The 24934-nt window shown below is 66.9% G+C and carries 26 protein-coding genes; 13 read left to right on the top strand and 13 right to left on the bottom strand.

Annotation, left to right across the window (positions count from 1 at the left end):
- Positions 1-41: 41 nt before the first annotated feature.
- On the top strand, positions 42-428 hold the full coding sequence (locus QZM67_RS04585) for a helix-turn-helix domain-containing protein (protein WP_301800960.1): 387 nt from the start codon (positions 42-44) through the stop codon (positions 426-428).
- A gap of 490 nt (positions 429-918) precedes the next feature.
- Here the strand turns inward: QZM67_RS04585 and QZM67_RS04580 are convergent, their stop codons facing one another.
- Positions 919-1290: a hypothetical protein gene (locus QZM67_RS04580; RefSeq protein ID WP_301800959.1), complete on the bottom strand. Its 372-nt coding sequence runs from the start codon at positions 1288-1290 to the stop codon at positions 919-921.
- A gap of 604 nt (positions 1291-1894) precedes the next feature.
- On the opposite strand from QZM67_RS04580, the gene QZM67_RS04575 reads away from it, so the two are divergent.
- Entirely contained in the window at positions 1895-3022 is a 1128-nt protein-coding gene (locus QZM67_RS04575; RefSeq protein ID WP_175026686.1) for a porin, read from the top strand.
- A gap of 177 nt (positions 3023-3199) precedes the next feature.
- Here QZM67_RS04575 and QZM67_RS04570 read toward each other — a convergent pair whose 3' ends face one another.
- On the bottom strand, positions 3200-3598 hold the full coding sequence (locus QZM67_RS04570; RefSeq protein ID WP_043179609.1) for a GreA/GreB family elongation factor: 399 nt from the start codon (positions 3596-3598) through the stop codon (positions 3200-3202).
- 513 nt (positions 3599-4111) lie between these two features.
- Here QZM67_RS04570 and QZM67_RS04565 point away from each other — a divergent pair.
- Positions 4112-4441 (top strand): DUF4148 domain-containing protein, encoded by a 330-nt coding sequence (locus QZM67_RS04565; RefSeq protein WP_043179606.1) that lies wholly within the window; start codon positions 4112-4114, stop codon positions 4439-4441.
- A gap of 154 nt (positions 4442-4595) precedes the next feature.
- Here the strand turns inward: QZM67_RS04565 and QZM67_RS04560 are convergent, their stop codons facing one another.
- Entirely contained in the window at positions 4596-5057 is a 462-nt protein-coding gene (locus QZM67_RS04560; protein ID WP_011354633.1) for a CBS domain-containing protein, read from the bottom strand.
- A 177-nt stretch (positions 5058-5234) separates the two neighbouring features.
- Here QZM67_RS04560 and ribA point away from each other — a divergent pair, with 177 nt between their 5' ends.
- Both ribA and QZM67_RS04550 read left to right on the top strand, forming a co-directional pair.
- The gene (gene ribA, locus QZM67_RS04555) at positions 5235-5885 is read left to right on the top strand and encodes a GTP cyclohydrolase II (RefSeq protein ID WP_122947508.1); all 651 of its coding nucleotides are present in this window, start codon (positions 5235-5237) and stop codon (positions 5883-5885) included.
- A 150-nt stretch (positions 5886-6035) separates the two neighbouring features.
- A complete protein-coding gene (locus QZM67_RS04550) occupies positions 6036-6602 on the top strand; it encodes a GNAT family N-acetyltransferase (RefSeq protein ID WP_175025295.1) in 567 nt (188 codons plus the stop codon).
- Positions 6603-6623: 21 nt separating this feature from the next.
- Here QZM67_RS04550 and QZM67_RS39885 read toward each other — a convergent pair whose 3' ends face one another.
- On the bottom strand, positions 6624-7010 hold the full coding sequence (locus tag QZM67_RS39885) for a VOC family protein (protein ID WP_175025298.1): 387 nt from the start codon (positions 7008-7010) through the stop codon (positions 6624-6626).
- Between the two features lie 302 nt (positions 7011-7312).
- Between QZM67_RS39885 and QZM67_RS04540 the strand changes: the two genes are divergently transcribed.
- Positions 7313-7603 (top strand): hypothetical protein, encoded by a 291-nt coding sequence (locus tag QZM67_RS04540; protein ID WP_301800956.1) that lies wholly within the window; start codon positions 7313-7315, stop codon positions 7601-7603.
- A 172-nt stretch (positions 7604-7775) separates the two neighbouring features.
- Here the strand turns inward: QZM67_RS04540 and QZM67_RS04535 are convergent, their stop codons facing one another.
- The 3 genes from QZM67_RS04535 to QZM67_RS04525 all read right to left on the bottom strand — a co-directional run bounded on the left by QZM67_RS04535 (position 7776) and on the right by QZM67_RS04525 (position 9854).
- Positions 7776-8540: a hypothetical protein gene (locus QZM67_RS04535; protein WP_301800955.1), complete on the bottom strand. Its 765-nt coding sequence runs from the start codon at positions 8538-8540 to the stop codon at positions 7776-7778.
- A 51-nt stretch (positions 8541-8591) separates the two neighbouring features.
- Positions 8592-9200 (bottom strand): acyl-homoserine-lactone synthase, encoded by a 609-nt coding sequence (locus QZM67_RS04530; protein WP_301800954.1) that lies wholly within the window; start codon positions 9198-9200, stop codon positions 8592-8594.
- 210 nt (positions 9201-9410) lie between these two features.
- Entirely contained in the window at positions 9411-9854 is a 444-nt protein-coding gene (locus tag QZM67_RS04525; protein WP_301800953.1) for a DUF4902 domain-containing protein, read from the bottom strand.
- A 73-nt stretch (positions 9855-9927) separates the two neighbouring features.
- On the opposite strand from QZM67_RS04525, the gene QZM67_RS04520 reads away from it, so the two are divergent.
- Positions 9928-10647, top strand: a complete 720-nt coding sequence (locus tag QZM67_RS04520) for an autoinducer binding domain-containing protein (RefSeq protein WP_089452485.1) — start codon at positions 9928-9930, stop codon at positions 10645-10647.
- 50 nt (positions 10648-10697) lie between these two features.
- Here QZM67_RS04520 and QZM67_RS04515 read toward each other — a convergent pair whose 3' ends face one another.
- The 5 genes from QZM67_RS04515 to QZM67_RS04495 form a co-directional block, all read right to left on the bottom strand.
- Positions 10698-11405, bottom strand: a complete 708-nt coding sequence (locus QZM67_RS04515) for an MgtC/SapB family protein (protein WP_011354660.1) — start codon at positions 11403-11405, stop codon at positions 10698-10700.
- A gap of 305 nt (positions 11406-11710) precedes the next feature.
- A complete protein-coding gene (locus tag QZM67_RS04510) occupies positions 11711-13255 on the bottom strand; it encodes a TolC family protein (protein WP_301800952.1) in 1545 nt (514 codons plus the stop codon).
- Complete coding sequence (locus QZM67_RS04505) at positions 13242-15512, bottom strand: FUSC family protein (protein ID WP_301800951.1); 2271 nt, start codon at positions 15510-15512, stop codon at positions 13242-13244. Before QZM67_RS04505 ends, QZM67_RS04510 begins: the two co-directional genes overlap by 14 nt.
- On the bottom strand, positions 15493-16542 hold the full coding sequence (mdtN, locus tag QZM67_RS04500; protein WP_301800950.1) for a multidrug transporter subunit MdtN: 1050 nt from the start codon (positions 16540-16542) through the stop codon (positions 15493-15495). Before mdtN ends, QZM67_RS04505 begins: the two co-directional genes overlap by 20 nt.
- The gene (locus QZM67_RS04495) at positions 16539-16832 is read right to left on the bottom strand and encodes a hypothetical protein (protein ID WP_011547413.1); all 294 of its coding nucleotides are present in this window, start codon (positions 16830-16832) and stop codon (positions 16539-16541) included. The genes mdtN and QZM67_RS04495 overlap by 4 nt, the downstream gene beginning before the upstream one ends.
- Before the next feature lie 828 nt (positions 16833-17660).
- Here QZM67_RS04495 and QZM67_RS04490 point away from each other — a divergent pair.
- On the top strand, positions 17661-18809 hold the full coding sequence (locus QZM67_RS04490) for a metallophosphoesterase (protein WP_301800949.1): 1149 nt from the start codon (positions 17661-17663) through the stop codon (positions 18807-18809).
- A gap of 324 nt (positions 18810-19133) precedes the next feature.
- Here the strand turns inward: QZM67_RS04490 and QZM67_RS04485 are convergent, their stop codons facing one another.
- Entirely contained in the window at positions 19134-19721 is a 588-nt protein-coding gene (locus QZM67_RS04485) for a malonic semialdehyde reductase (RefSeq protein WP_043177424.1), read from the bottom strand.
- A 237-nt stretch (positions 19722-19958) separates the two neighbouring features.
- Between QZM67_RS04485 and QZM67_RS04480 the strand changes: the two genes are divergently transcribed.
- The 5 genes from QZM67_RS04480 (at position 19959) to QZM67_RS04460 (ending at position 24902) form a co-directional block, all read left to right on the top strand.
- Entirely contained in the window at positions 19959-20564 is a 606-nt protein-coding gene (locus tag QZM67_RS04480; RefSeq protein WP_301800948.1) for an alpha-ketoglutarate-dependent dioxygenase AlkB, read from the top strand.
- 340 nt (positions 20565-20904) lie between these two features.
- Positions 20905-21111, top strand: a complete 207-nt coding sequence (locus QZM67_RS04475) for a hypothetical protein (RefSeq protein WP_043177420.1) — start codon at positions 20905-20907, stop codon at positions 21109-21111.
- A 302-nt stretch (positions 21112-21413) separates the two neighbouring features.
- Positions 21414-21845, top strand: a complete 432-nt coding sequence (gspI, locus tag QZM67_RS04470; RefSeq protein WP_043179123.1) for a type II secretion system minor pseudopilin GspI — start codon at positions 21414-21416, stop codon at positions 21843-21845.
- Positions 21829-22491 (top strand): type II secretion system protein J, encoded by a 663-nt coding sequence (locus QZM67_RS04465; protein WP_301800947.1) that lies wholly within the window; start codon positions 21829-21831, stop codon positions 22489-22491. The genes gspI and QZM67_RS04465 overlap by 17 nt, the downstream gene beginning before the upstream one ends.
- Positions 22492-22679: 188 nt before the next feature.
- On the top strand, positions 22680-24902 hold the full coding sequence (locus QZM67_RS04460) for a tetratricopeptide repeat protein (RefSeq protein WP_301800946.1): 2223 nt from the start codon (positions 22680-22682) through the stop codon (positions 24900-24902).
- The last annotated feature ends 32 nt before the right edge of the window (positions 24903-24934 follow it).

Raw genomic sequence — 24934 nt, 5'->3', positions numbered from 1 at the left:
ACCGCGCTGACCGTGCGTTGCCCGTGAAAGAGAATCCAGCCATGCCGTTCCAGCCCGCCGATGAAACCGTCGAACTCGATCAGCCGTGCCCGATCCGCGATGTGCTCGACCGCATCGGCGACCAGTGGAGCCTGCTCGTGCTCGAAGCGCTGTCCGGCGGCACGATGCGCTTCAACGAACTGGGCCGTGCGATCGGCGATGTGTCGAACCAGATGCTGTCGCGCACGCTCAAGCGGCTCGAGCAGGACGGCTTCGTCAGTCGCACGTTGTTCGCCGAAGTGCCGCCGCGCGTCGAATATGCGCTGACCGACCTCGGGCGTTCGTTCCTGATGCCGATGCAGGCGATGATCCGATGGGCCGACGAACATCATCGCGCGATCTGCGCCGCGCGACGTCGTGCACGGGAGCTGGGGGGCGGCGGGCGCTGAGCGGGACGCTCGCGCTGTCCTGTCGAGGGGGCGTGCTGCGGATCGGGGGCGATGCGGCGAGGCATGGCGAAACTGCGTGTGTATCGCCACCGCATGATTTCGTTATCCGAATGATTTGATCGGGATGGACAGGATCGTCGATGCTTCGGCGTATTCCGTTTGTCCCGAATGCGGCAATGCGCTGGCGGTGCCCCGTTTGCAAGGGCAGGTGCGGGGGCGACCGAAACGGCGGTCTTCCGCCGCATGGCGCACGGCGGGTGCGGCAGGATCCGGTCGAGACGGGGCGGTGCGCCGTAAGTCGGCGGGCATGTCGATGGTCGAAGTTGAGTGACCGGACGCCTCGGCACCGGTTTGCGCGCCGGTATCGGGGCGGAGTGGGGCAGGATTCGCGGAGGCGCCTGCCAGGCGTCACGATGTCGGGGTCGAACGGCGCGGATTCGCCCGCGCCGCCCGGTTCCGGGCCGGCCACCGGCCGGATCCCGGCGCTTGCCTATCGCCATGTGCCGTCGACGTAGATCCACGCCGGTCCCTGACGGCGCCAGTAGCCGGGCACCCACCTACGCCCGGGGCGCCGCGCGACCCAGCGGCCGGACACCCATATATAGCGGCCACGCTGCCAGCGCCAGTAGCCGTCCGTCCATATATAGCCGTGCGGCCGTGGCGGCGGCGGGCGGCGGTCGTGCCGGGCGGCTGGCGGCGCGAAGCCCGGGCGGTCCCCATAGGGCGGCCCGCCGGGTACGCCGTTCGGACCGGACGGCCGGTACGCGGGCGGCGCGGGCTGGGCCGAGGCGGCACGCAGCCAGCCGGTGCCGACGAAGGCGGCGGTCAATCCGATGGCGCGCAACAACGAGCGTCGATTCATGGCGTGTCCTGTTCTGTTCTGTATTCGAGGCTGCCTTACGTTAGCCTGCCAGTCGGCCGGCCGGGTTACGCGAGCGGTTAAGGCTGTTACGGTGTGTCACGGCGGGCGGGTGAACCGCTGGTGGGCGGGGGCTTTCTGTTTCAGCAACTGATCGGGGTGCCCGCTGTACGAACGTCGCGCCCTGTTTATTGGCCGACGGACGCGTTTTAGGTGTCCGGAGCCTGGAATTCGAGGCTGAATCGGGTAAAATTTGCCGATTACGGGGTGTCTTGCCGAATCCGTTTGTTGTTTCTATGCAACCGTCAAGACGATGACATGAAAGAATGATGCGATGGAAGCCTCCAAAAAGCCCCCGTCAAGAAGTCAAAAACAAACGTCAAAACAAATACTTATAACGCGGCCCCATTTCTATTATTTCTAGTTCTGGAAAAGCTTATTTCTTTATTTGCGGATCGCTCGCCTAGGGTACACCCCTAAACTCACGGTTCCCAAACGGGCAACTATCCGGGCGCGGCCAGCAGGATCGATGGCGCTCCCGGGCGGTTGCAGACCGTTTATGAACAAGGTCGCGAGACCTGCCTCTTTTTAGAAGGGAGCTCCACGAATGAACAAGACTCTGATCGTTGCAGCAGCTGCAGCATCGTTCGCTACCGTCGCTCACGCGCAAAGCAGCGTCACGCTGTACGGCGTGCTGGACGCAGGCATCACCTACCAAAGCAACGTCGCAACGGGCGTTAACGCAGCTGGCCGGCCGGTGAACGGCAAGTCGCTGTGGTCGATGGGCTCGGGTATCGACCAAAGCCGTTTCGGCCTGCGTGGTTCGGAAGACCTCGGTGGCGGCCTGAAGGCAATCTTCACGTTGGAAAGCGGCTTCGGCATCGGTAACGGCAAGCTGGGCAACAACGGCGGCATGTTCAACCGTCAAGCCTTCGTCGGCCTGTCGAGCCAGTACGGCACGGTCACGCTGGGTAAGCAGTATGACGCAACGCAAGACTACCTGGCGCCGCTGACGGCAACGGGTTCGTGGGGCGGCACGTACTTCGCGCACCCGCTGAACCTCGACCGCCTGAGCACGAACGGCGATGTCGCATCGAACAACACGATCAAGTTCACGAGCGCGAACTACGCTGGCCTGCAATTCGGCGGCACGTACTCGTTCTCGAACAACACGAACTTCGGCAACAACCGTGCATACAGCGCGGGTGCTGCATACCAGTTCCAAGGTCTGAAGCTGGCTGCTGCATACTCGCAAGCAAACCTGGGTGACGGTTCCAACGGTAACGGCGCAACGTCGTCGGCAATCGGTGGCATCGCTAGCCAAGGCCGCGTCCGCACGTACGGTGCTGCTGCTGGTTATGCATTCGGCCCGGCACAAGTCGGCGCTGCATGGACGCAAGCACGTCTGGACAACAATGCAGTTGGCACGGGTTCGGTTCGCACCGACAACTACGAAGTCAACGCAAAGTACAACCTGACGCCGGCTCTCGGCCTGGGCGCTGCTTACACGTACACGAACGCGAAGATCAACAACGGCAGCACGCACTGGAACCAGTTCGGTCTGCAAGCTGACTACGCACTGTCGAAGCGCACGGACGTCTACGCACAAGCTGTGTACCAGCGTGCAGCGAAGAACGGCGTTGGCGCATCGATCTACAACGGCGACATCAACACGCTGCCGAGCTCGTCGATCAACCAAACCGCAGCAACGGTTGGTCTGCGTCACCGCTTCTAAGCGTGACGGCGGGGTAACCCGCTACGCAGCATCGAAAAAGGCGCCTTCGGGCGCCTTTTTTTTCGTCTGTGGAATGTGATGCCGGCGATTCGTATCGTCCGGATGCAAAAAAGCGAGGCCAGTGCCTCGCTTTTTTCGTTGAGCGCCCTTGCGGCGCGGTGCGGGCGGCAGGTGGCGTCAGCGCGTGTATTCGCCGTTGGCTTCCGGCTGGAACACGATCGCGGCGACCTTCATCAACTTTTCGGCGCCGCTCGGCTGCATCACCTTGACCATCTGGCCACGCTGGGTGCCCAGCAGTGCCATGCCGACGGGCGAGAAGACGTTCAGGCGACCGTGCTCGAGATTGGCAGCATCCGGATAAACAATCGTCCAGGTGGCTTGTTCCTGGGTCGCTTCGTCGAGCAGCGTGATTTGCGAGTTCATCGTGACGACGTTCGCCTTGATGGCGTCGGGCTGGACGATGTCGGCGCGCTCGAGCAGCGTATCGAGCATCGTCTGGAAGCGCGGGTTGTGTTCGGCGTGCTTCTCGAGGCGAGCGACGTCGAGTTCGGTCAACTGGTAAAGGCGTTGTTTCATGGCAGTTCTCCAAATGATCGGCAGGGGCAGGCGTGGCGTGCCTATGAGGATCGCCCGGAGCCTGTCTGACCTGGCTCCGGGAGGAGACCGAGCCGTCAGATCAGGCGCCGGGCAGGGGCGAGCGGCGCCTGGGCCGTGCGTCGAGCGAGGGGATGCGCCGGATGACCGGCGCGCGCGCGCACGCCGGCCGGGCCGGACGGCGAAACCGAAAGGGGCGTGAGCGCGTACATGGTGAATGGAAGGTCGATTGACGTATAAAACCTTACGATTCTACAACACAACCTTCGGGATATGTGATTTGGCTGTCGGCAATTCGTCAGCGATTGTTGTGCGAGTGAAGCAAGTTGAGGCGATATCAGCCTGGAAAAGCGGGTGATTTTTGTCGAAATCGCAACGCTGTATGTTCAAACTAAGGGTTTCCCCTTGAAGTGGCGAGAACTACACTGGATTCAATCGCTTCAGACAGGTCCCGCCGAGGCGACGCCATAAGAGAACATATTCCGGAGGTAAATCATGAAGTCGATCATCTACGCAGCTATCGCCGCATCCGTCCTTGCCGCCCCGATCGCATCGTTTGCACAGTCCGAGCAGGGGCTGACCCGCGACCAGGTCAAGGCCGAGCTCGTGCAACTCGAACAGAATGGCTACAAGCCGCTGGCGAGCGATTCGCAGTATCCGGACAACATCCAGGCCGCCGAACAACGCATTCAACCGAATCAGCCGATGCTCGCGCACGCCGATACGAGTGGCTACGGTGCCGTCGCGACGGGTGCCGCGCAAGCCGGCCGTCGCATGACGCGTGAAGCACCGAATCCCGTGAACTCGGTCTACTTCGGCAACTGATCGTCCCCGGGTCTGCCCGAGCGCACCGCTTATTCGACGAGACGCGCGCCAGTTGCGCGCGTCATCCGCCCGCAGGAGCAGAACCTCCGTCGCCGCATTCCGGCGGCTTTCCGCCCAGACGCTCACGCGTTTGGGCCTTTTTTGCTGGAGCGGGTCAGGCGGACGTGACCGCAGGCGTGCCGTGGATATAGTGTTCGAGCTGGCTGATCGTGAACTGCTGATCGGCGATCACGCTCTTGACGAGGTCACCGATCGAGATGAGGCCGACCAGCTTGCCGCCGTCGAGGACGGGCAGGTGGCGCATCCGGTGCTCGGTCATCAGCGCCATGCACTCGTCGGTGGATTGCGAGGGTTCGACGTAGCGCACCTTTGCCGTCATGATTTCTTCGACACGAGTGGCCTTCGACGAGCGATCCTGCAGCACGACCTTGCGCGCGTAGTCGCGCTCGGTGACGATGCCCGCGATGTCGTCGCCGTCCACGACCAGCAGCGCGCCGATGCCCTTTTCCGCCATCAGCTTGATGGCGTCGTAGACGAGATCGGTCTTTGTGACGGTGTAGATGGTGCGGCCCGAATCCGGCTTGGCCTTGAGAAGCTGCGCGACAGTCGTGCTCATTCGCTTTCTCCGTGTGCAGGTCGATGCTGGGCTGGCAGGGCGTGATGCGTGTCACCCGACGAGCCCAGTATAGCCGCGCAGGTGGCGGCAGTCGCGTGACGATTCCAGATTAGCGGTAAACTCCCGTCACGCACTATCCACACAACTCCTACATTCCTGAACGTTTCGATTGAATTCATGATGTCTTCGCGTCCCCAATCGCCCACGCCGGGCAACGGCCAAGCCGACGAGTGCGTGACACTCGTCGCCACCGCGTCGCTGCCCACGCGCTACGGTACGTTCAAGTCATACGCGTTTCGCGTATCGGGCAGCGATGCCGAACATCTCGCGCTTGTGATGGGCGACGTTGCCGGCGAGCAGTCCGTGTTGACGCGGCTGCATTCCGAATGCCTGACCGGCGACGTGTTCGGCTCGTACCGCTGCGACTGCGGCGAGCAGCTCGATCTCGCGTTGCGCTACATTGCTGCCGAAGACCGCGGCGTGCTGCTGTATCTGCGCGGTCATGAAGGGCGCGGGATCGGCCTGAGCAACAAGATCCGCGCGTACGCGCTGCAGGAGCAGGGGCGGGACACCGTCGAGGCGAACCTCGACCTCGGCCTGCCCGACGACGCTCGCGAATACGACTCGGCCGCTGCAATCCTCAGGATCCTCGGCGTGACGTCGGTGCGGCTGATGAGCAACAACCCGGCAAAGTTCGACACGCTCGCGAAGCACGGCATTCCCGTCTGCGAGCGCGTGGCGCTTGCGGTGCCCGTGCGCGAGGAAAACGAGCGTTATATCCGCACGAAGCAGGTGAAGTTCGGGCATTACTTCGAAGAAAACGAGTAATCCCCGCGGGCGCGCCGGCGCCCATTTCTCATCACCGGTTCCCTGGGTCGTCGCCGGCAGAAGCGACGATCCCGATTTCCCCTTCGTCCTTTCCGCTTTCGGGTTTGTGACGGCGCTTCCATTACGCCGCCTGAACGATCCGTATCTCCCGTGTCCACACCGTCGAAGATCGAAACCGCGCGTCTGACGCTGCGTCGCTGGCAGTCGGCGGATGCGGACGCGCTGTCGGCGATGAATGCGGATCCGGACGTGACCGCGTGGCTCGCGCGCGGTCCGATGTCCGTTGACGAGGCGAGCGACGTCATCGCGCGCTTCGACGCGCATTTCGATGCACACGGTTTCGGCCCGTGGGCGGTCGAGCGCCGTGCCGACGCGATGTTGATCGGTGTGTGCGGTCTGTCGCACGAAGTGCGTGCAACGCATCCGATGGCGCCGTGTGTCGAGATCATGTGGCGGCAGGCTCGCCACGCATGGGGGCATGGCTACGTCGCCGAAGCGGCCGCCGCCGCACTGGTCGACGGGTTCGGCCGGATCGGGCTCGGCGAGATCTTCGCGTGGACGGCCGACACCAACCTGCGATCGCAGCGCGTGATGCAGCGGCTCGGCATGCAGCGCCAGCCCGCGCGCGACTTCGACCATCCTGCGTTGCCGGAAGGTCACGCGCTGCGTCGGCACGTCGTGTATGCCGCTCGCGCCGCCGGCCTGGCCGGCGCGTAACGGCTCACGCGTATTCGCGTGTCAGCGCCACGTGCCGTTCTGCAGCACGATCCGGTAGCCGTCGGCATCCTCGAAGGTCTGGCCGGATATTTCCCAGTAAGGATTGAACGACGTGACGGGCATGAAGCCGTGCGCTGTGGCGCGCGCGCAGGCGGCTTCCCATTCCGGCCGATCGGGCAGGTAGAACACGATCAGGTCTTCGGGCGTCGGCGACGGCGCGATCGGATGGTCGGGGCAGTGCGTGAATTCGAAGTGATAGTCGAGGCCGTCGCGTCCGAGCATCACGCCGGAAAAGCCGTCGTGATCTTCAAAGCGGGCAAGAACGGACAAATCGAGGGCGTCGCGATACATGCGCTCGGTGCGGGTGAGGTTGCTGACCGGGCGGGCAATGCGCAGATGGGCGTGCAAGATGGCCTCGGAGGTGAGTGGCGGGCCGGTCAATGATAAGCCGGCCGATCCGGATTGCGCGAGGTGAACGGAGCACGCCCGGCGCATGCTCGTCGTATTGAACGATATGAGCGCGTTCCGGCCAAACGAATCGAACCGTCGAACCTCGTCTCGCGAAAGAAAAAACATGACGCTTCCGATCCAATGCCACTGCGCCCACCCCGATGCGGCGAGTGCTTGTCCGGACAACCTTCGAAGTTCCGCTTTGGCGTCAGCCTGTCGATCGACGGACGGATGCACGCATCCCGGACGAGAGGTCGTGAATGAGTAAGCCCGATCTCCGTCGACCGGTTGCCGGCCCTTATCGCCAGTCGCGATGGGCGGGCGTGCTGGAGCTTGCCTTTGGATGGGTGGCGAAGGGGACGATGGTGCTGCTCGGACTCGGCTTGGCTGCGCTGGCGGCCTTGACGGGCGATGTGAGTGCGCTGGCTGACCTGCCGACAACCAGAAAGGGCTGGTTGTACCTGCTGCTGGCAGTGGCCGGGGCAGTCGGGCTGATATTTGCGGTGCACCACTACTGGTTGCGACCGATCGGTGTGTACCCGGCGGGTTAGGCGGGGCGGAGGGGATGTGTCCCCGCAATTCGAGCAGACAAGAAAAAGCCCGCTACATTGAGCGGGCTGAATCCATGTTTGGAGACATGGAGGAGACAGACGTAAATTTAAGGGAAAACCCGACCCATGGCAAGCCCTAGTTGTATCGATACAACTTTTTGTTGCGCCGCACTCACATGGCGCCTGCCCGCGCGTGCGCCGCGAACGCGCTGAACCGCTCCTGCGCGACAGGCAACGCGAACTTGTCGCGCATCTCCGTCTCGATCCATGCGCAGGCCTCGCGCGCGCAGTCGGTCAGCGCGTGCCGTGTCGCGTGCCCGTCGATGTCGTAGAGGAAGCGCACACCGACCTCGTCGTCGGCGACCTGCCGCTCGAGCTGGTTGAGCTGCAGTTGCGGCCCGTGCTGTTGCGACAGCGCACGCAGTTCGTCGAAGTGATATTCGAGCCAGTCGGCAAAGAACAGCGCGTCGCTGTGGCACGGCAGCCGGAAAGCCGCGCTGCGCGACGGGCGCGAACCGGCTTCGCCGGCCGATGCATGCGGTTCGCTGTCCGTGGCGATGGACGTGTCGACGGGCGCGAGCGGGTGCCGAATCCGGCGATAGGGCTCGCGATCGCGCAGCGCATGCCACAGCAATTCGTCGCCGGCGGCGCCGGATGGCTGCATCGTCAGGTCATGCCGGCCGTCGCCGGCCGGCGCGATGTCGCGGATCACGAGGCGCAGCGAGCACAGTGGCTCGTCCGCGACCAGCAGCGTCGCCGCACGTGGCAGCCCGCACACGAGCGGCGCGGCGCCGGCGGCACGGAACACGAGGCCGCGGCGGTCGAGCCGCACGAGCGGCAGCGGCCGGGGAAACGACGGGTAGGCGACCGCGATGCGGGCGCCGTTGACGCTCGTCAACCCGGGCATCATCGCGCGAAAGACCTGGGACTGGTCCACGTTGATTCTCCTTCGTTACGATACCGCCCGGACCGAAACGCGCGTTCCGGCTCAGGCGGCGATGGCTTGCCGGGCGGCCTGCCCCGGCTCGATTCCTAGTGCAGCAAACGTTTGCGGATCGATGTCGATCCAACACGCGACCACCAGACGTCCGTCCACCTGCTTCGGCGAGCCTGCGCGGTGCGCGTGTATGCCGATCCGGCGGAACAGCCGCTCCACGCTTGCGAACGTCACGCCGATCAACTGCCGCGCGCCAAGCTTCGCCGCGCATTCGACGACGGCCGCGAGCATCGGGCGCACGGCCCATTCGGCATTGCCCGACCCGCCTTCGTCGTCGGTTGCCGCGAACCGGGACAGTTCCCAGACGGCGGCCGATTGCGGCAGCGGCATGTCTTCGGCGATCAGGTCGGCGAACAGCGACTTCAGCAGATACGGGCGCGTCGTCGGCAGCAGGCGCGCACATCCGCACATGTCGCCGCCGGCGTTTCGCGCGAACACGTAGACGGTATCGTCGCGATCGAATTGGTCGCGCTCGAAACATTCGTTCGCCGACGGGAGCGCCCAACCGAGCTGCTCGACGAACACACGGCGCCGATAGCGCCCGAGATCCGCTGCAAGTTCGTGTGGCAACCGCCCTTCCTCGTGAACGAAGGTACGCATGGTGTCCTCGGATCTGTGCTTTTGTATCCGTGCATTACATCGCGCAGCACGAGGGGGCTGTAACTGGTAACTCTTACAGGGTGACGGCGAAAGGGCGCCGTTCAGGGCGTGGTATCGGTTTCTTGATCAACGGGATTGAAAACCGAGCCGCTTTTGCTTATAAAGAGCGCCAGCATCGCGGAAATCGTCAGAGGAATGTGCGGCCAGTTGTCACTGGAGCGTCGGCCCGGCATGATAGGCGTCGTTGTGCCCGAGCAGGGCCGACGCGACGGCGGCGGGCCAGTCGATGGACGCAAGCCGCGCGGCGAGCGCGGCGGCCGTGCGGAACATGCCGATGTCGGCGCCCGTGGCGTCTACGACCATCACGTTGCTGCGGACGTCGCTGCCCGCGATCACGAACGTGCCCGTCGCGCGGTCGAGATACCAGTCCCAGCCGACCGTCACGTAAGCGACGCCGGTATGGGCCGGGCGATGCCATTCGGTATAGCCGGCAAGGCGTGCGTCGATGGCGCTGTCGTGCAGTTCCGCAAGCAGCGATGCGTCGAGGCCGCTTGCGACATGGTCGAGCGCAAGCGCGGCCAGTGCGCCTTCTGACAGGCGTACGTAGCCGTCCGGGGACGGGCCGGGGACCGGGTGCAGCAAAGGTGAGGTCATGCGCGGAATGTATCAGCCTCGAACGGGTGCTGGAACCTGACAAGTATGACAGCGTGTCGTTGTCGGAGAATGAATGGAACTGCGCTGGCAGGATGCCTACCAACAATTCAGCGCCGCGGAAGACGAGCAGCAGCTCTTCCAGCGGATCGCCGCCTATTCCAAACGGCTGGGATTCGAATACTGCTGCTACGGCATTCGCGTGCCGTTGCCCGTATCGAAGCCGTCGGTCGCGATCTTCGATACCTATCCTGACGGCTGGATGGCGCACTACCAGGCGCAGAACTACATCGAGATCGATTCGACGGTGCGCGACGGCGCGCTCAGTACCAACATGATCGTCTGGCCGGACGTCGACCGGATCGAGCCGTGCCCGCTGTGGCAGGACGCGCGCGATTTCGGGCTGTCGGTGGGGGTCGCGCAGTCGAGCTGGGCGGCCCGCGGCGCGTTCGGCCTGCTGAGCATCGCCCGCCATGCCGACCGGCTGACGCCGGCGGAAATCAACATGCTGACGCTGCAGACGAACTGGCTCGCGAACCTTTCGCATTCGCTGATGAGCCGCTTCATGGTGCCGAAGCTGGCGCCAGCGGCGGGCGTCACGCTGACCGCGCGCGAGCGCGAGGTGCTGTGCTGGACGGCCGAGGGCAAGACCGCGTGCGAAATCGGCCAGATCCTCAGCATCTCGGAACGGACGGTCAACTTCCACGTCAACAACATCCTCGAGAAGCTGGGTGCGACGAACAAGGTCCAGGCGGTCGTCAAGGCAATCTCGGCCGGGCTGATCGAGACCCCCTGACAGGGCACGAGGGCGGGCGGCGGCGCGAAACGCGGCTGCCGCCAGGCCGCTCACTCCATCATCGGCTCTGCTTCCTTCGCGGTCCAGCTCACGCTGGAAATGCTCTTCTCCATGCTCATCCGGCTCGCGATCTGCTCGAGCTTCTGCTGATCCTTCGGATGCAGCTTCAGGGTCGCGGTTACCTTCAGCCGGTCCGGCTGGTCGGGCACGTCCTCGCTCGTGAGGCTCTGGAACGACAGCGGCTTCGCGTACATCGAGTTCGACAGCAGCGTGCGGATGTGCACTTCGTCGGAGGCCAGGCAGATCACGGTGATCTGGTATTCGCGCACGAGATCGGCATTTGATACAGGCGTCGCGTTGATCGCCTGGCTGACGCTGCGCAACAGCGTATTGGTCAGCAGCACGACACCGGTGCCGGCGAGCGCCGGCACGTAATGGCCGGAACCGGACAGCACGCCGACGGCGGCCGAGCACCACAGCGTCGCAGCGGTGTTGATGCCCTGGATCGAGCCCTTGTCGCGCATGATCACGCCGCCGCCGAGGAAGCCGACGCCCGACACGACGTACGCGGCGATCTGCGTGACGCCCGCGACGCCGTTGCCGGTCAGCACGCCGAGTGTGACGAACAGGCACGCGCCGCTCGCGACGAGCGTGATCGTGCGCAGGCCGGCCGTGCGCTGGCGCATCTGGCGTTCGATGCCGATGGCGACGCCGCAGGCGAACGCGGTGAAAAGACGGAGTGCGAAATCGAAAGTCATGGTTGTCCTGCCGTGCAAGGAGCGCGTGCCGTTTCGCGTCGCTGCGGCGCAATGCCGAAAGCGACGCGAAGATAGCCGTCATCGCGCGGTACTGTACCGCGCGAATGCGTCATTCAGTGTGAAACGGTAGGCGTGCGGCTCGCGGAACGCGAGCCGGGCAGGAGAACTGCGTCGGACAGGCGTTCAGGCGGCAAGCGGCGCACGCAACGGAGTGCTGCAACTGTCCACGATGGTTCCTGAAGGAAGATTGGCCGGCATTCTAGTGGGCGGCGAGCGCATGCGTCAACCGCCTCGCGGCGGTTGCGCTACTGCGCCGAGCCGATCGTCCCCGTCGCGAGCGCGAGTGCGGCCGCGGCGGAGAGCGCACCGGCATAGCTGTCGACCTCCGCGTTGCGGGCCGCGAGCAACTGGCTTTGCGCGATCGTCGCGTCGGTGACCGAACCGACGCCGTTCCGGTACGCGGTGAGCGCCGCGTCGTAGCTCGTCTGCGCGGCATCGACGAGCGCCGTCGCGGCGTCGTGCGACGCAAGGCTCGTCTGCACCGCGTTCTGCGCGGCCACGACCTGGCGGACGGCTTCCTCCTTGGTTCGCGTGAGGCGCGCGGACGCGCTTTCCGCATCGTTGCGCGCCTGCATCAGCACAGCCGAGCGCAGGCCGCCGTCGTACAGCGGGATCGTCACGCCGAGGAACACGCCGCCGCCGTAGCGGCTGCCGTTCAGGTTGACGGTCGGTGCCTGGTCGCCGATTGCGGGCAGCGCGGTGAGGGACGTGCCGCCGCTCGCGTACGACGTCGACGCGGACAGGAAGATCTTCGGCATGAACGCGGCTTCCGCGGCCTTGATCTTCGCGCGATTGGCCTTTTCAAGCGCGAACGCGCCTTGCAGGTCGGGGCGGCGCGCGATCGCATCCGACACGATCGCGTCGACCGACGAGCCGAGCGTGGGCGGCAGCGGCCGCTTCGGCAGCGCGGCGATGGTCGGCTTCGACAGCGGCGAGATGCCGAGCGCGGAAACGAGGGCGAGGTAGCTGTCGCTCTCCGCGCCGTTCGCCTGCACGAGCGCGAGGTTCGCCTGCGCGCGGTTCTGCGTCGCCTGCGCAAGCTCGACGACCGTGCCGACGCCATGCTTGAGCCGCGCGCGGGAGGCTGCGAGGATCGCGTCCGCGTTCGCGAGGCCCTGCTGGGCACTGAGGGCGCGCGAGCGCGCGGCTTCGTAGCGGTAGTACGCGACGGTCACGTCGTGGATCACCTGCTGGTGCACGGCCGTGAACGCGACGTTCGACGCGATCGACGCCTGCTCGGCCGCTTCGACGCGCGCCGCGCGGCCGCCGAAATCGAACAGCAGCCATTGCAGCGACAGCGCCGAGATGGTGCCGTGCACGGTGGAGTTGCTCGACGAGTCGCCGAGGAACGACGACGTCGAGCCGTGGTTGGCCTGGTATCCGCCCATTGCCGTCGCGGACAGCTTCGGCAGGTAGGCGGTCTTGGCCAGGCCGACCGCGAGTGCGGCGTTGCGCGCGTCGTTCCACGCGATGCGGGTCAGCGGGTTCGCCGATTCGGCGACATCGATCAGCTCGGGCAGCGTGTACGCGTGCGCGGCATCGAGCGCGGCCGGCGGCGGGACTGACGCGAGCGCCGGCGACGCGGGCAGCGTGTAGTCGTGCGAACTTTGCGCGGACGCGCGCGGCGGGCCCGGCACGATATCGCCTGCGGCCGACGTTTGCGGCTGCCACGGGCGGTCGGACGCCTCCGGCGCCAGATCGATCGACGACGTCGCGCAGCCGGCCAGCGCGACGGCGGTCGCGAGGGCGGCGGCGGCGATCGAGGCGGCCGGCGGTTCAGGTAGGCGCATGGGGGGCAGGCTCCTTCGGTGTGGCTTGACGGGCGGCATCGGCGATGTGCGCGAGCCGCGTGTCGATCAGGTTCAGCAACGCGTCGCGTGCGGGGTCGATGGGGGCGGTGCCCGGCGGGGTGGCCGGCGGCGCGGTCGAATCTGCCGGGCGCGTGGCTTCGTCGTCGCGCGGTTCGGTCACGCGGGCGAGCTGCTCGCCGATCGCCGCATCGCCGGGCTTGCGTTCGGCAAGCAGGAACAGCGGGCCTTCGAGCGCGCCGAGTTCCGCGAGCGCGCGCCGTCGCGTGGCGAGCCACGTGGCGGCCGGTCGCACCCATGACGGTTCGTAGTGGATCAGCCCGAGCTCCTGCGCGATCGCGCCGTGGCGGGCGAACGCTTCGGCCGCGAGCGCGCGCCGCTCGGCCGGCTGCGTGATCTGCACGAGGCGTCGCCACTGGTCGATCAGCGCCGCGAGCCCGGCGTCGATCTGCTTGCCGATGCTGACGGGCCAGATGCGCGTGAACACGAGATACACGACCACGTTGCCGAGCAGGATACCGATCGTGCGATCGCGCGCGATCGTCAGGTCGAAGCCGGGGCCGGCGCCCTGGATCACACACAGGAAAAACGCGAACGCAATCTGGAAGCCGGCATACGCGATGCGCGGCGAGCCGAACGCGACCCACGCGGCGAGCCACCCGCCGGCGAACACCAGTGCCATCAGGTGGCCGACCGACGACAGCGACGGCACGACGAAGACGAGTGCCGCGGTGCCGAGCAGCGCGCCGACCATGCAGCCGAGAATTCGCAGCGTGAGCTTCTCGACCGTCTCGGCCGTCGAGCCGAGCGACACGATGTAGCAGGTGACCACGCACGTATGGATGCCCGACCAGTCGAGCTGCGAATACAGCAGGTAGCAGAAGATCGCCGCGGCGGTCGTTTTCAGCGCGTAGCGGATGTGGTCGGGATTGGTGCGCGCGTCGGGCAGGAAGAAGCTGCCGCGCGGTGCGGGGGGCGGGGCGGCTTCGGGGGCGGCTTCGGGGACATCGTGTCCAGCTGCCTGAGCTGCCTGAGCTGCCTGAGCTGCCTGAGCTGCCTGAGCTGCCTGAGCAGCCGAAGCAGCCGAAGCAGCCGAAGCAGCCGAAGCAGCCGAAGCAGCCGAAGCAGCCGGAGCTGCCGGAGCTGCCGGAGCTGCCGGAGCTGCCGGAGCTGCCGGAGCTGCCGGAGCTGCCGGAGCTGCCGGAGCTGCCGGAGCTGCCGGAGCTGCCGGAGCTGCCGGAGCTGCCGAAGCGACATTGGCCGTTGCGGCCGGTTCCGCGAAGTGCGTGATTGCCGCATGGAGATCCGTCGCGGCGACGCGTGCGAGCGGCGGCAGCGCGTCGATCGGCGGCAGCGCGAGCGTCACGTCGACCGGGTAGCCGCCTTGTTCGAGGATGTCGGCCATCTCGTCGAGCGTCGCGGCGATCGGTGCGGTGACCGTATCGGGCAGCCGCGCGTCCGGTTCGCGATCGGCCAGCGCGACACCGACCAGCAGCGCGGTGCTCGATGCCACGGCCTGCCGCAATGCGACGAAATCGGCGGCGGACGACGAGCCTTCGAGTTTCGACAGCTTGAGCCACGTGAGCAACTGCTTGTCGCCTTCGTGCAGGCAGGCATCGAATGCCTCGCGCGCCGTATCGTCGCCGCGCAGGCGCTGCGCGGCGAGCCGCAGGCGCTTGGCGAGCTGCGCGTGCGCGAGCTTGCGTGGCGACGGCGCGATCAGCAGGTTGACGACGATCGCGACGCCGACCGGGATCGCGATCGTCAGCCAGATGTACAGCAGCGCGCGTGTCGCGGCTTCGCCGAACGGTGCGAGGCCGAGCTGGTCGAGCCCGAAGCCGACGATCATCGCGAGGATCGCGCCGACCGGGCGCAGCTTGCTGGCCGACGTCAGGTACAGGAGGCAGACCGACAGCACGGCCATGCACGCGACCCGCAGGATCGAATAGTCGATGCTGAAGATCGCGACGCCGAGCACGAGCCCGATCACGATCGTGACGATCAGCAGCAGCGCGGCCGCGAGCACGATGCTCGTCACGCGATCGGCACGGATCATGAAGAACACGACGTACGCGGACAGCGCGGCTTCGGGCGTGCCGTAGGCGGCCGTCACGAGCGCGGTCAGCGCGCAGATCAGCGCGACCCGTACGGCAATCGACGCGCGTCCCGGAAACGGCGCGAGCAGTCGCAGGACTTCGCGCGGGCCCGGCGAGCGAACCTCAGCGGCAGGCAGTGCCATGCCGGACCTCGACGATCGCGCTGGCGCCGACGCGCACGAGCTTGCCGTCGGGTTCGTCGAGCTTCACGCGCACGGGGAAGCGCTGCGAGACGTGCACCCAGTTCACTGAACGCTGCACGATCGGCAGTGTGCGCGGCAGGTTGATGCGGTCGCTGTCCGCAATGCCCGCGCCGATGCCGACGACCTTGCCCGTCAGCGGGCGGCTGCGGTCGATCATCGAATAGACGGTCGCGCAGTCGCCGACCTCGATGCGGCTCAGCGACGTCTCGCGGAAGTTGCCGACGGCGAACCATTCGCTCGCGTCGATCAGCGTGAAGATCGACTGGCTCGGCGCAAGGGTTTCGCCGGCGAGTACCGTCAGGCCCGTGACGAGGCCGTCGTGCGGCGCGCGCACGACGGTGTCGTCGAGCGCGTGCTGCGCGCGCGCCAGCGCGGCCTCGCGCGCATGCAGCGTCGCGATCGCGTCGGCCTCGTCGCCGATCGTCTGCGCGGACGATCGCTGTTGTTCCTGCGCCTGCGCGAGCGACACGGCCGCGTCGCGCTGGCGGACCTTCGCCTGGTCGAACTGCTGCGCGCTGACGTAGCCCTGCGCGGCGAGCGGTGCGAGCCGGTTCACGTCGCGCATCGCAAGGTCGTGGTTCTGCGTCGCGCGCTTGACCTGCTCGGCGGCCACGGCCGCGTTCGAGCGCTCGCCGATCAGCGAGCGGCGGCGCGTGTCGAGCGATGCGCGCGCGAGCTCGAGGTCGGCCTGCGCCTGCGCAACCGTCAGCCGGTACGGGACGGGATCGATGACATACAGCAGGTCGCCCTTCGCGACGCGCTGGTTTTCATGCACCGCGAGCTGCACGATGCGGCCGCCGACCGGCGACGCGACATGCACGACGTCCGCGTCGATCGACGCGTCGTCGGTGGACGGGTAGGCCGTCGTGCGGTGATACGCATACGCGAGCGCCGCGATGCCGAGCGCGATGATCGCGAATGCGATCACGCGGCCTTTGATGGAGGGGCGGGCGGTGCCGGCGGCTTTCATGCGAACGGCCCCGTACCGGTGAGCCAGACGATCACGGCGACCACGAGCCCGATCGCGGTGCAGACGGCAAGCTGGTAGGGCACCGTGGCGGCCCAGCCGGTCGCGACGAACACGCGGTGCGCGACGATCGCGCCGACGACGCCGACGATCGCACTGACGAGCCAAAGCGGGAAATACGCGCCGAACAGGACGTACGACGGTGCGCCGCGCGATGCGCAGCCCGCGAGCGGCAGGGCGGGCGCGAGGACGGCGGCGACGCGCAAGGGCGCGCGCGGCGTTGTTTTTCTCATGGTGTGACGAGCTCGACGTTGGGGGTGGATGCCGGGCGCGGCGCAATGCGGATCGTCGCCGCGACGACGATTCCGGGATACGGAGCCGATAATAAATCAGTGCGATGCGGATCGCCAGCCATCCACCCTGTACACCGTGGGGGGGCGTTGCCGATCGGGGAGGCGAGTCCACATGTCCGGTATCGCGTTTCGGCAACCGGGACCGGATCGCCGCGATTCTGCCAGTGTCGGCTCGCATAGGGTTGCTAACGGACTGTAAAGAATCGTCAGACGAACGAAGGGTCGCTGAATTTGCCGTGTCGACAGCGCGGAATCGGCGCGGAAACGGGCGATTGCAGCACGGGCGCACGGGAATTCAGTCGGGTTGGCAGGCCGGGGGGGATGTTGACGCGCAGGTCGACGGGATCGCGTGCGAAGCGCGGCAGCGCGGCGTGATCAGCTATGCAGACCAGCAGCGGGCGTGTGGCCCGGGTCGTTGGCGAGGGCGACGCTCCGCAGCGCCATCGGGCAAGATGCGGTCGTTCGCGTCGATCGTCTTGCAGGCCGTGCCGACGTGGTCGACCTGGATGTGCAAACGCAGCATATGCTTCATGTCGCGAACGGGGTGCTTCAGGAAATCGTCGATCGCGCTCGCTTCGGGTCGCCTGATGCAGTCGCGGTCGAGTGCCGCGGCGAACGGGATCGAAGCCAGGCCGGCGACCGGTCGCCGCCGCCGCGATCTGTGTACCATCGTACGGATGGCGCGACGCGCGGCACGAACCCTCACGGTCTCGTGCGACACGCGGCGCGGACGCGGTAAAGCGGTATCGCAACGAAGGTGAACGTTCCATGCGAAGTTTCTTTGTCCGGTTCATTGCAATCGGCGTGCTGTTCCATCTGTACGTCGGGATGCGGATCATTCCCGATGCGTTCGCGTCGCCGGTCGCGCGCACGATCGCGGCGCTCGTGCTGGCGAGCTTCGTCGTGCTGATCCCGGTCGGCATGTTCTCTCGCCGCTTCGACGAAGGCTGGGCCGCGACGCTGGCCGGCTGGGCCGGCTCGCTCGTGATGGGCTTCTTCTCGTCGCTGCTCCTGCTGACGTTCCTCCGCGAACTCGTGCTGCTCGGCGTGTTCGGATGGCGGCATTTCGGGCACGACGGCGCGTGGCCCGGCGTGGCGACCGACACGGCGCTCGGCGTGCTGGCCGGTGCGGTGTTCGTCACCGTGATCGGATTCGTCGGTGCGCGCCGCACGGCGGCGGTCAAGCGCGTGTCGATTCCGGTCGCGGGGCTGCCGGCCGGGCTCGACGGGCTGACGATCGTGCAGCTGTCCGACATCCACGTCGGGCCGACGATCAAGCGGCCCTATGTCGAACGGATCGTGCGCGCGGTCAATGCGCTCGATGCCGACCTCGTCGTCGTGACGGGCGACGTGGTCGACGGCTCGGTCAAGCGCCTGCGCGAGCACACGGCGCCGCTCGGACGCATGCAGTCGCGGCACGGCAGCTTCCTGGTGACGGGCAACCACGAGTATTACGCGGGCGCGCATGCGTGGATCGACGAATTCCGCCGCATCGGGCTGACGGTGCTGCTCAACGAGCACGTGTTGATCGAGCGTGACGGCGCGCGCGCGGTGCTCGCGGGTGTAACCGATTTCACGGCGGGCGGGTTCGATCCCGCCCATCGCAGCGACCCCGCGCAGGCGCTGGCGGGCGCGCCGCACGATGTCGGCACGAAGATCCTGCTCGCGCACCAGCCGCGTAGCGCGGATGCGGCGAACCGCGCCGGTTTTACCGTGCAGTTGTCGGGGCACACGCACGGCGGCCAGTTCCTGCCGTGGCCGCCGTTCGTGCGGTTGCAGCAGCCGGTGATCGGCGGGCTGAGCCGCTTCGGCGATCTGTGGCTCTATACGAGCCGCGGCACCGGATACTGGGGCCCGCCGAACCGCTTCGGCGTGCCGTCGGAGATCACGCTGATCCGGCTGACACGCGGCGGCTAGGGCCTGTTCACGCTAATAACGGACTTGCGCTGGCCACCAGAAGGGCCGAGCGCAAGGATTGCGACGAAGCGAATACGCGACGTATTCGCGAGGAGCATGACGCGGCGATCGGCCCTTCTGGGGGCCAGCCCCACGAATGAATTTTCCGAACAGGGGAACGTGCCTTTCCGCCCGCATTGCGGCGTCGTTCGTCGCTTGTCCCCCAAGGGGACTTCCTTCGGGGCGTTTGGCACGGCCAAACGGCGCTCCTCACTTCTTGCACTGCGAGCGCAAAGGCACGTTCGCAAGCCCGTTATTAGCGTGAACAGGCCCTAGTGGGGGGCATCACTCGATGCGGGCGATGTCGTCGAAGTCGAAGCGCGGGCTGCGCGGGAACAGGCCGGCCGGATCGCCGTAGCCGAGATTCACGAGGAAGTTGCTCCTGATCGCGGTGCCCGCGAAGAACGCGGCATCGACCTTCGCGCCGTCGAAGCCGGACATCGGGCCCGCGTCGAGGCCGAGTGCGCGCGCGGCCAGGATCAGGTAGGCGCCTTGCAGCGACGAATTGCGGAACGCGGTGGCCTCGATCAGCGCATCGTTGCCGGCGAACCAGCTGCGTGCGTCGGCGTGCGGGAACAGGCGCGGCAGGTGTTCGTGGAACGCCATGTCCATGCCGACGATCACGGTGACGGGCGCGGCCATCGTCTTCGCGAGATTGCCTGCGGACAGCGCGGGCTTCAGGCGTGCCTTCGCTTCGGGCGACTTGACGAACACGAAGCGCGCGGGGCTCGCGTTCGCCGACGTCGGCCCGAATTTCGCCAGGTCGATCAGCCGGTGCAGCAGCGCGTCGTCGACGGGTTTGTCCTGCCACGCGTTGTGCGTGCGCGCGGTGAGAAACAGTTGATCGAGGGCGGCGTCGGACAGCGTCGTCATGATGGGATCCGGAAAGCAAGCGGCCGGATCGCGCCGGCCGGCAGGGCGGAGGAGGGAACGCGGCACCCGTCGGTAAGGCGGGCAGCGATACGCCGCGATGATAGCGTGATGCGCGAACGCGCATCGCCGGGCGCCGGGCGCGGCGGTTTCCTTCCATCCGCGAATGACAGCGCATGGCGGTGCGCGACGCCGTTGGCTAGTATGCAGGCATGCACTGTTCGCTCCGTTCCTTCCGACATGTCGACGCCCGATTTCTTCGCTGACACGCCCGCCCCCGACGTGGACTGGTATCCGGACTGGCTGGCGCCGCCCGACGCCGACCGCGCGCTGGCCGCGCTGATCGGCGAGGTCGCGTGGCAGCAGGACACGATCCGCACGCCGCGCGGACGCATTCCGTTGCCGCGGCTCACCGCATGGCAGGGCGAGCCGGATGCCGTCTACGTGTATTCGGGGATCCGCAACGTGCCGGCGCCGTGGACGCCGGCCGTGCTCGACCTGAAGCGCGCGGTCGAGGCGACGTGCGGCGCGCGTTTCAATAGCGTGCTGCTCAATCGCTACCGCAACGGGCAGGACAGCCTCGGCTGGCACGCGGACAACGAGCCCGAGCTGGGTGACGCGCCGGTGATCGCGTCGGTGAGCCTCGGCGCGATGCGCGTGTTCGACCTGCGCCATCGCAAGACCGGCGTCACGCATGCGTATCGCCTCGGGCATGGCAGCCTGCTCGTGATGCGCGGGCGCACGCAGGCCGAATGGCAGCATCGCGTGCCGAAGGCGCCGGGCGTGCAGGGCGAGCGCGTGAACCTGACGTTCCGGCGCGTGATGCCGGTCGATACGGGCCGGTAACAACCGTCGTCGCCGAGGTGCCCGGAGCGACGGGCGATTCGCGCCCCGTTTTTGCGACTCATGGGCGATCGATGCAGGCAAGCGGTCGAATGTGCGGCACGTTGCCGCACGAACGCTGATCCGTGCGCCCCGAAACGGCGCTGAGCCGCGTCCCATAAGGGTTTCATGAAAATTTCATCGACCGCCCGGTACCGATAGATGAGTGAAACCTCTGATGGTGCGTCGCAACAATCATTGACTAGACTGTCGAATGGCAAAAGCGCGTCGCATCCCGACGCGATCCTTTCGACATGCCCCACGCGTCGCCGATGCGGTGCGCAAGGGGGCAGGAGCAAAACGCGTGACCGTATTCGACCCTTCCTTCGAACCCTCGCTGCACGTCTTTGAACAAGACGGCGGATGGCAATGGGCGCTGACGGTGAGGCGGGCGACCGGCGTCGGCGTGAAAGTCGTTGCGTTCAGCCGGGAAGGCTTTCGCGGCGAAGCCGAGGCCTACGCCGCCGGCCAGCTTGCCCGCGCCGAGTATGACGACGCCGTGACGGCCTGACCCGTCGCGTCGATCCCGCCCGAGGATCGTCTTCACCCTTCACCGCCCGCCGCCGGGTGGTTTTTCCCGATCGTTTTCAGTTTCCCGTCGCCTGTCGCGCTTCGCGCGACAGTGCGTGCGGCGCAGTTGCACGCCTGTCCGCCTGAGCCCGCCGCGCCAAATGGTCCGTACCATTCGACACGTGTGTGCCATACGTCGCGCTTAACGTCCCTGCACGGCGTCCGTTGCGCCGGCGATGCGGCTTCGCGCCGCGATGTGCACGCCGAACGCCGGACGACGACCCATCGACAAGAATGCAGGTCATGTGCGACGACAGAACCGACTACAACCGCCATGCGCGCGGCGGATCGCGCACGGCGCGGGCGCCGGAACGGGGATTCACGCTGATCGAGGTGCTGATCGCGCTGGCGATCGTCGCGGTGGCGCTGGGCGCCGTGATGCGCGCGATCGGCGCGCTCGCGTCGGATACCGACATGGCGCGCATGCGCCTGCTCGCGCTATGGAGCGCCGACAACGCGCTCGGCGAGATCCGCATCGCATCGACCTGGCCGTCCGTCGGCACGAACACGTTTGCGTGCCCGCAGGGCCGCTACCGGTTCGTGTGCCGCCAGTCGGTGGCCGCGTTGCCGAGCCCGCTCGTGCGTCGCGTGACGGTGAGCGTGTATCCGTCCGCGTCGAGCCGCAACGTGCTCGCCGAAGTCGTCACGGTGATCCAGAATGAAGCGCGCCGCTAGCCCGCGCGCGGCGGCGCGTGCCCGCGGCTTCACGCTGATCGAGATGCTGGTCGCGATCACGCTGCTCGCCGTGATCGCGCTGCTGTCGTGGCGCGGCCTCGATGCGACGATCCGCGGCCGCGACGATATCGCGTCGAATCTGGCGCAAACGCGTCTGCTCGGCCGGTACTTCTCTCAACTGCAGTTCGACCTGACGAACCTCGTGACGCCCGACGAAGTGTTCGGGCCGCCGCTGCGCATCCACCCGGGCGAACTCGTGATGGTGCGCCATCTCGGGGTCGGCGGCGGGCCGACGCAGATGCAGGTCGTGCGCTACCAGCTCAAGGGGCGCGAGCTCGTGCGCAGCGCGTCGCAGCCGCTTGCGTCGCTCGCCGAAGTCGACGACGCGCTGCATCACATGGATGCGTTCGCGCGCGTGGTGGTCAGCAATGATGCGCGCTCGATGCAGCTTTCCGTATGGATTCCACCCAGTGGATGGACGACGAGCCAGGCCGCCATCGAACAGTCCTATGCGCAGTTTCTCGCGCAGCACGGGATCAGCAACTCGACGTCGATCGGCGCGCCGGTGCCGCGCGGGGTTCGCTTCTCGGTCACGATGGGCGCGCCGGCGGTCGAATACGTGCGGACGATCCCGATCGGCCAGTGAGCGCGCGATGGCGTCCTGCGCACGCGGCCATGCCCCGAAAGCCGTTCCGTCCCCCGGACAAAATGGTCCGTAACTTTCGTCATACGTCTGTTATTGGTCGTCCGTTAGTCTCGTCACGAGCATGACCGACGCGACCGGTTCCATCGACCGGCTCAGCGGCGGCATCGGCAAACGGGAAGGGGGCGAACGTGACGGTCGAGCACCGGCATGATGCACACGCGGGCGCGTCGGGACACGACGCGCGTGGACAATGGCAATCGGCGGCGATTCTGGGCCGTGCACAAAACTGGCACAGCGCCGGACGGTTTGGCGACGCGGCGCGCGACTATCTCGCGGTGCTCGCGAAGGAACCCGATCATCCGCGGGCGCTGCATCTGTACGGCGTACTGCAATTCCAGTGCGGTGCGGCCGATCAGGCCGAAGCACTGCTGCGCCAATCAATTGCGATCGCGCCGGACGTGCGCGCGCTGTCGGATCTCGGCGCGATCGTCGGCGAACGCGGTCGCGTCGACGAAGCCCTCGGCCATTTCGCGACCGCGCTGCAAGCGGCGCCCGACGACGTGCAGACGCTCGTGCGCCACGGCAACGCGTTGATCGGCCTGCGCCGCTACGACGACGCGCTCGCGTCGTTCGATCGTGCGCTCGCGGTGTCGCCGCTCGTGCTCGACGCGCTCTGCAATCGCGGCGGCGCGCTGCGTGCGCTCGGCCGCCTCGACGATGCACTCGACACCTACGACCGCGCACTGATGGTCGATCCGCAATCGTTCGAATCGTGGTTCAACCGCGGCCTCGTGCTGCGCGCGTTGCGGCGTGCGGCCGATGCGCTGCATTGCTTCGATCGCGCGAACGCGATCCGGCCAGGCATCGCCGCGATCATGGCCGAGCGCGGCCGTACGCTCGCCGAGCTCGATCGCCTGAACGAAGCGCTGGCCGCCTTCAACGACGCGCTCGCGGCCGATCCCGCCCGGCTCGATACGCTCTGCGACAGCGCGGCCGTGCTCGAACGGCTCGGTCGCGCGGACGAAGCGCTGACGCGTTGCGAACGGGTGCTGGCGCTCGATCCGGATCAGGTCCGCGCGCTCGCGGGCCGCGGCAATGCGCTGCTGCAGCTCGAGCGCTACGACGCCGCACTCGACAGCTACGAACGCTCGCTTGCCATCGATCCGCGTTCGGCCGACACGCTGTGCAATCGCGGCATCGTGCTGCGCGACCTGCAGCGCTTCGACGCGGCACTCGCCAGCCACGATGCCGCGCTGGCGCTCGACGAGCGTTTCGCCGAAGCGTGGACGAACCGCGGCACCGTGCTGCGGGACCTGCATCGCTATGACGAAGCGATCGCGTCGGTCGATCGTGCGCTCGCGCTGCATCCGGATCTTGCGACGAACTGGCTGGCCCGCGGCAACCTGCTTGCCGAGACAGGGAAGGTGGAGGAAGCATTCGCCGCCTACGATCGCGCGCTCGCGCTGCAACCCGACTTCGCCGCCGCACACTGCGCGCGTGCCGCGCTGCACCTGATGGAAGGCGATTTCACGCAAGGCTGGCGCGGGTACGAATGGCGGCTGCGCGATACGCAGCTCGCGCAGCATGCGCGGCCGTTCACGCAGCCGGTGTGGCACGGCGACGAACCGCTCGACGGCAAGACGATCCTGATCCATGCGGAAGCGGGCATCGACGACGCGCTGCAGTTCTGCCGCTATGTCCCGCTCGTCGTCGCACGCGGCGCACGCGTGGTGCTCGAGGTACCGCCGTCGTTGCGCGCGCTGATGGCGTCGCTCACCGGCGCGGCCCGCGTGATCGCGCGCGGCGAACCGATTCCCGCCTTCGACTGCCACGTGCCGCTGCCGAGCCTGCCGCATGCGTTTCGCACCGACGCGGACACCCTTCCGCGTACCGCCGCCTACCTGCATGCGGACCCGCTGCGCACGCGCCAGTGGGACACGCTGCTCGGCGAACGTCGCAGGCTGCGCATCGGGCTCGCGTGGGCGGGCGATTCGGCACGCCGGCATGACGCAGGCCGGTCGATCGATTTCGCGCGACTCGCGCCGCTGTTCGATCTCGATGTCGACTGGATCAGCCTGCAGAAACCGCTGGATGAACGCGATGCCGTGCGCCTTGCGGATGCGCCGGTATGTCGGGTCGACGACGAACTCGGCGATTTCGCGGACCGGGCCGCATTGATCGGCGCGCTGGATCTCGTGATCGCGACCGATTCCGCGGTCGCGCATCTGGCCGGTGCGCTGGGCGCGCGCGTCTGGGTGCTGCTGCCCGACCCGCCGGCGTGGCGCTGGATGCGCACGGGTGGCGACAGCCCGTGGTATCCGTCCGCGCGGCTGTTTCGCCAGCCGGCACCCGGCAACTGGACCGATGCGATCGACGCGGTGCGTGCCGCGCTCGAACCGATGACACGTTAGATACGACACGCGATACGAACAGCGACAGTGGG

This window comes from Burkholderia sp. AU45251, from assembly GCF_030482905.1.
Lineage (GTDB): Bacteria > Pseudomonadota > Gammaproteobacteria > Burkholderiales > Burkholderiaceae > Burkholderia > Burkholderia aenigmatica.
Note: the sequence above shows the minus strand (reverse complement) of the source record. Positions and strands in the feature narration are given on the sequence as shown.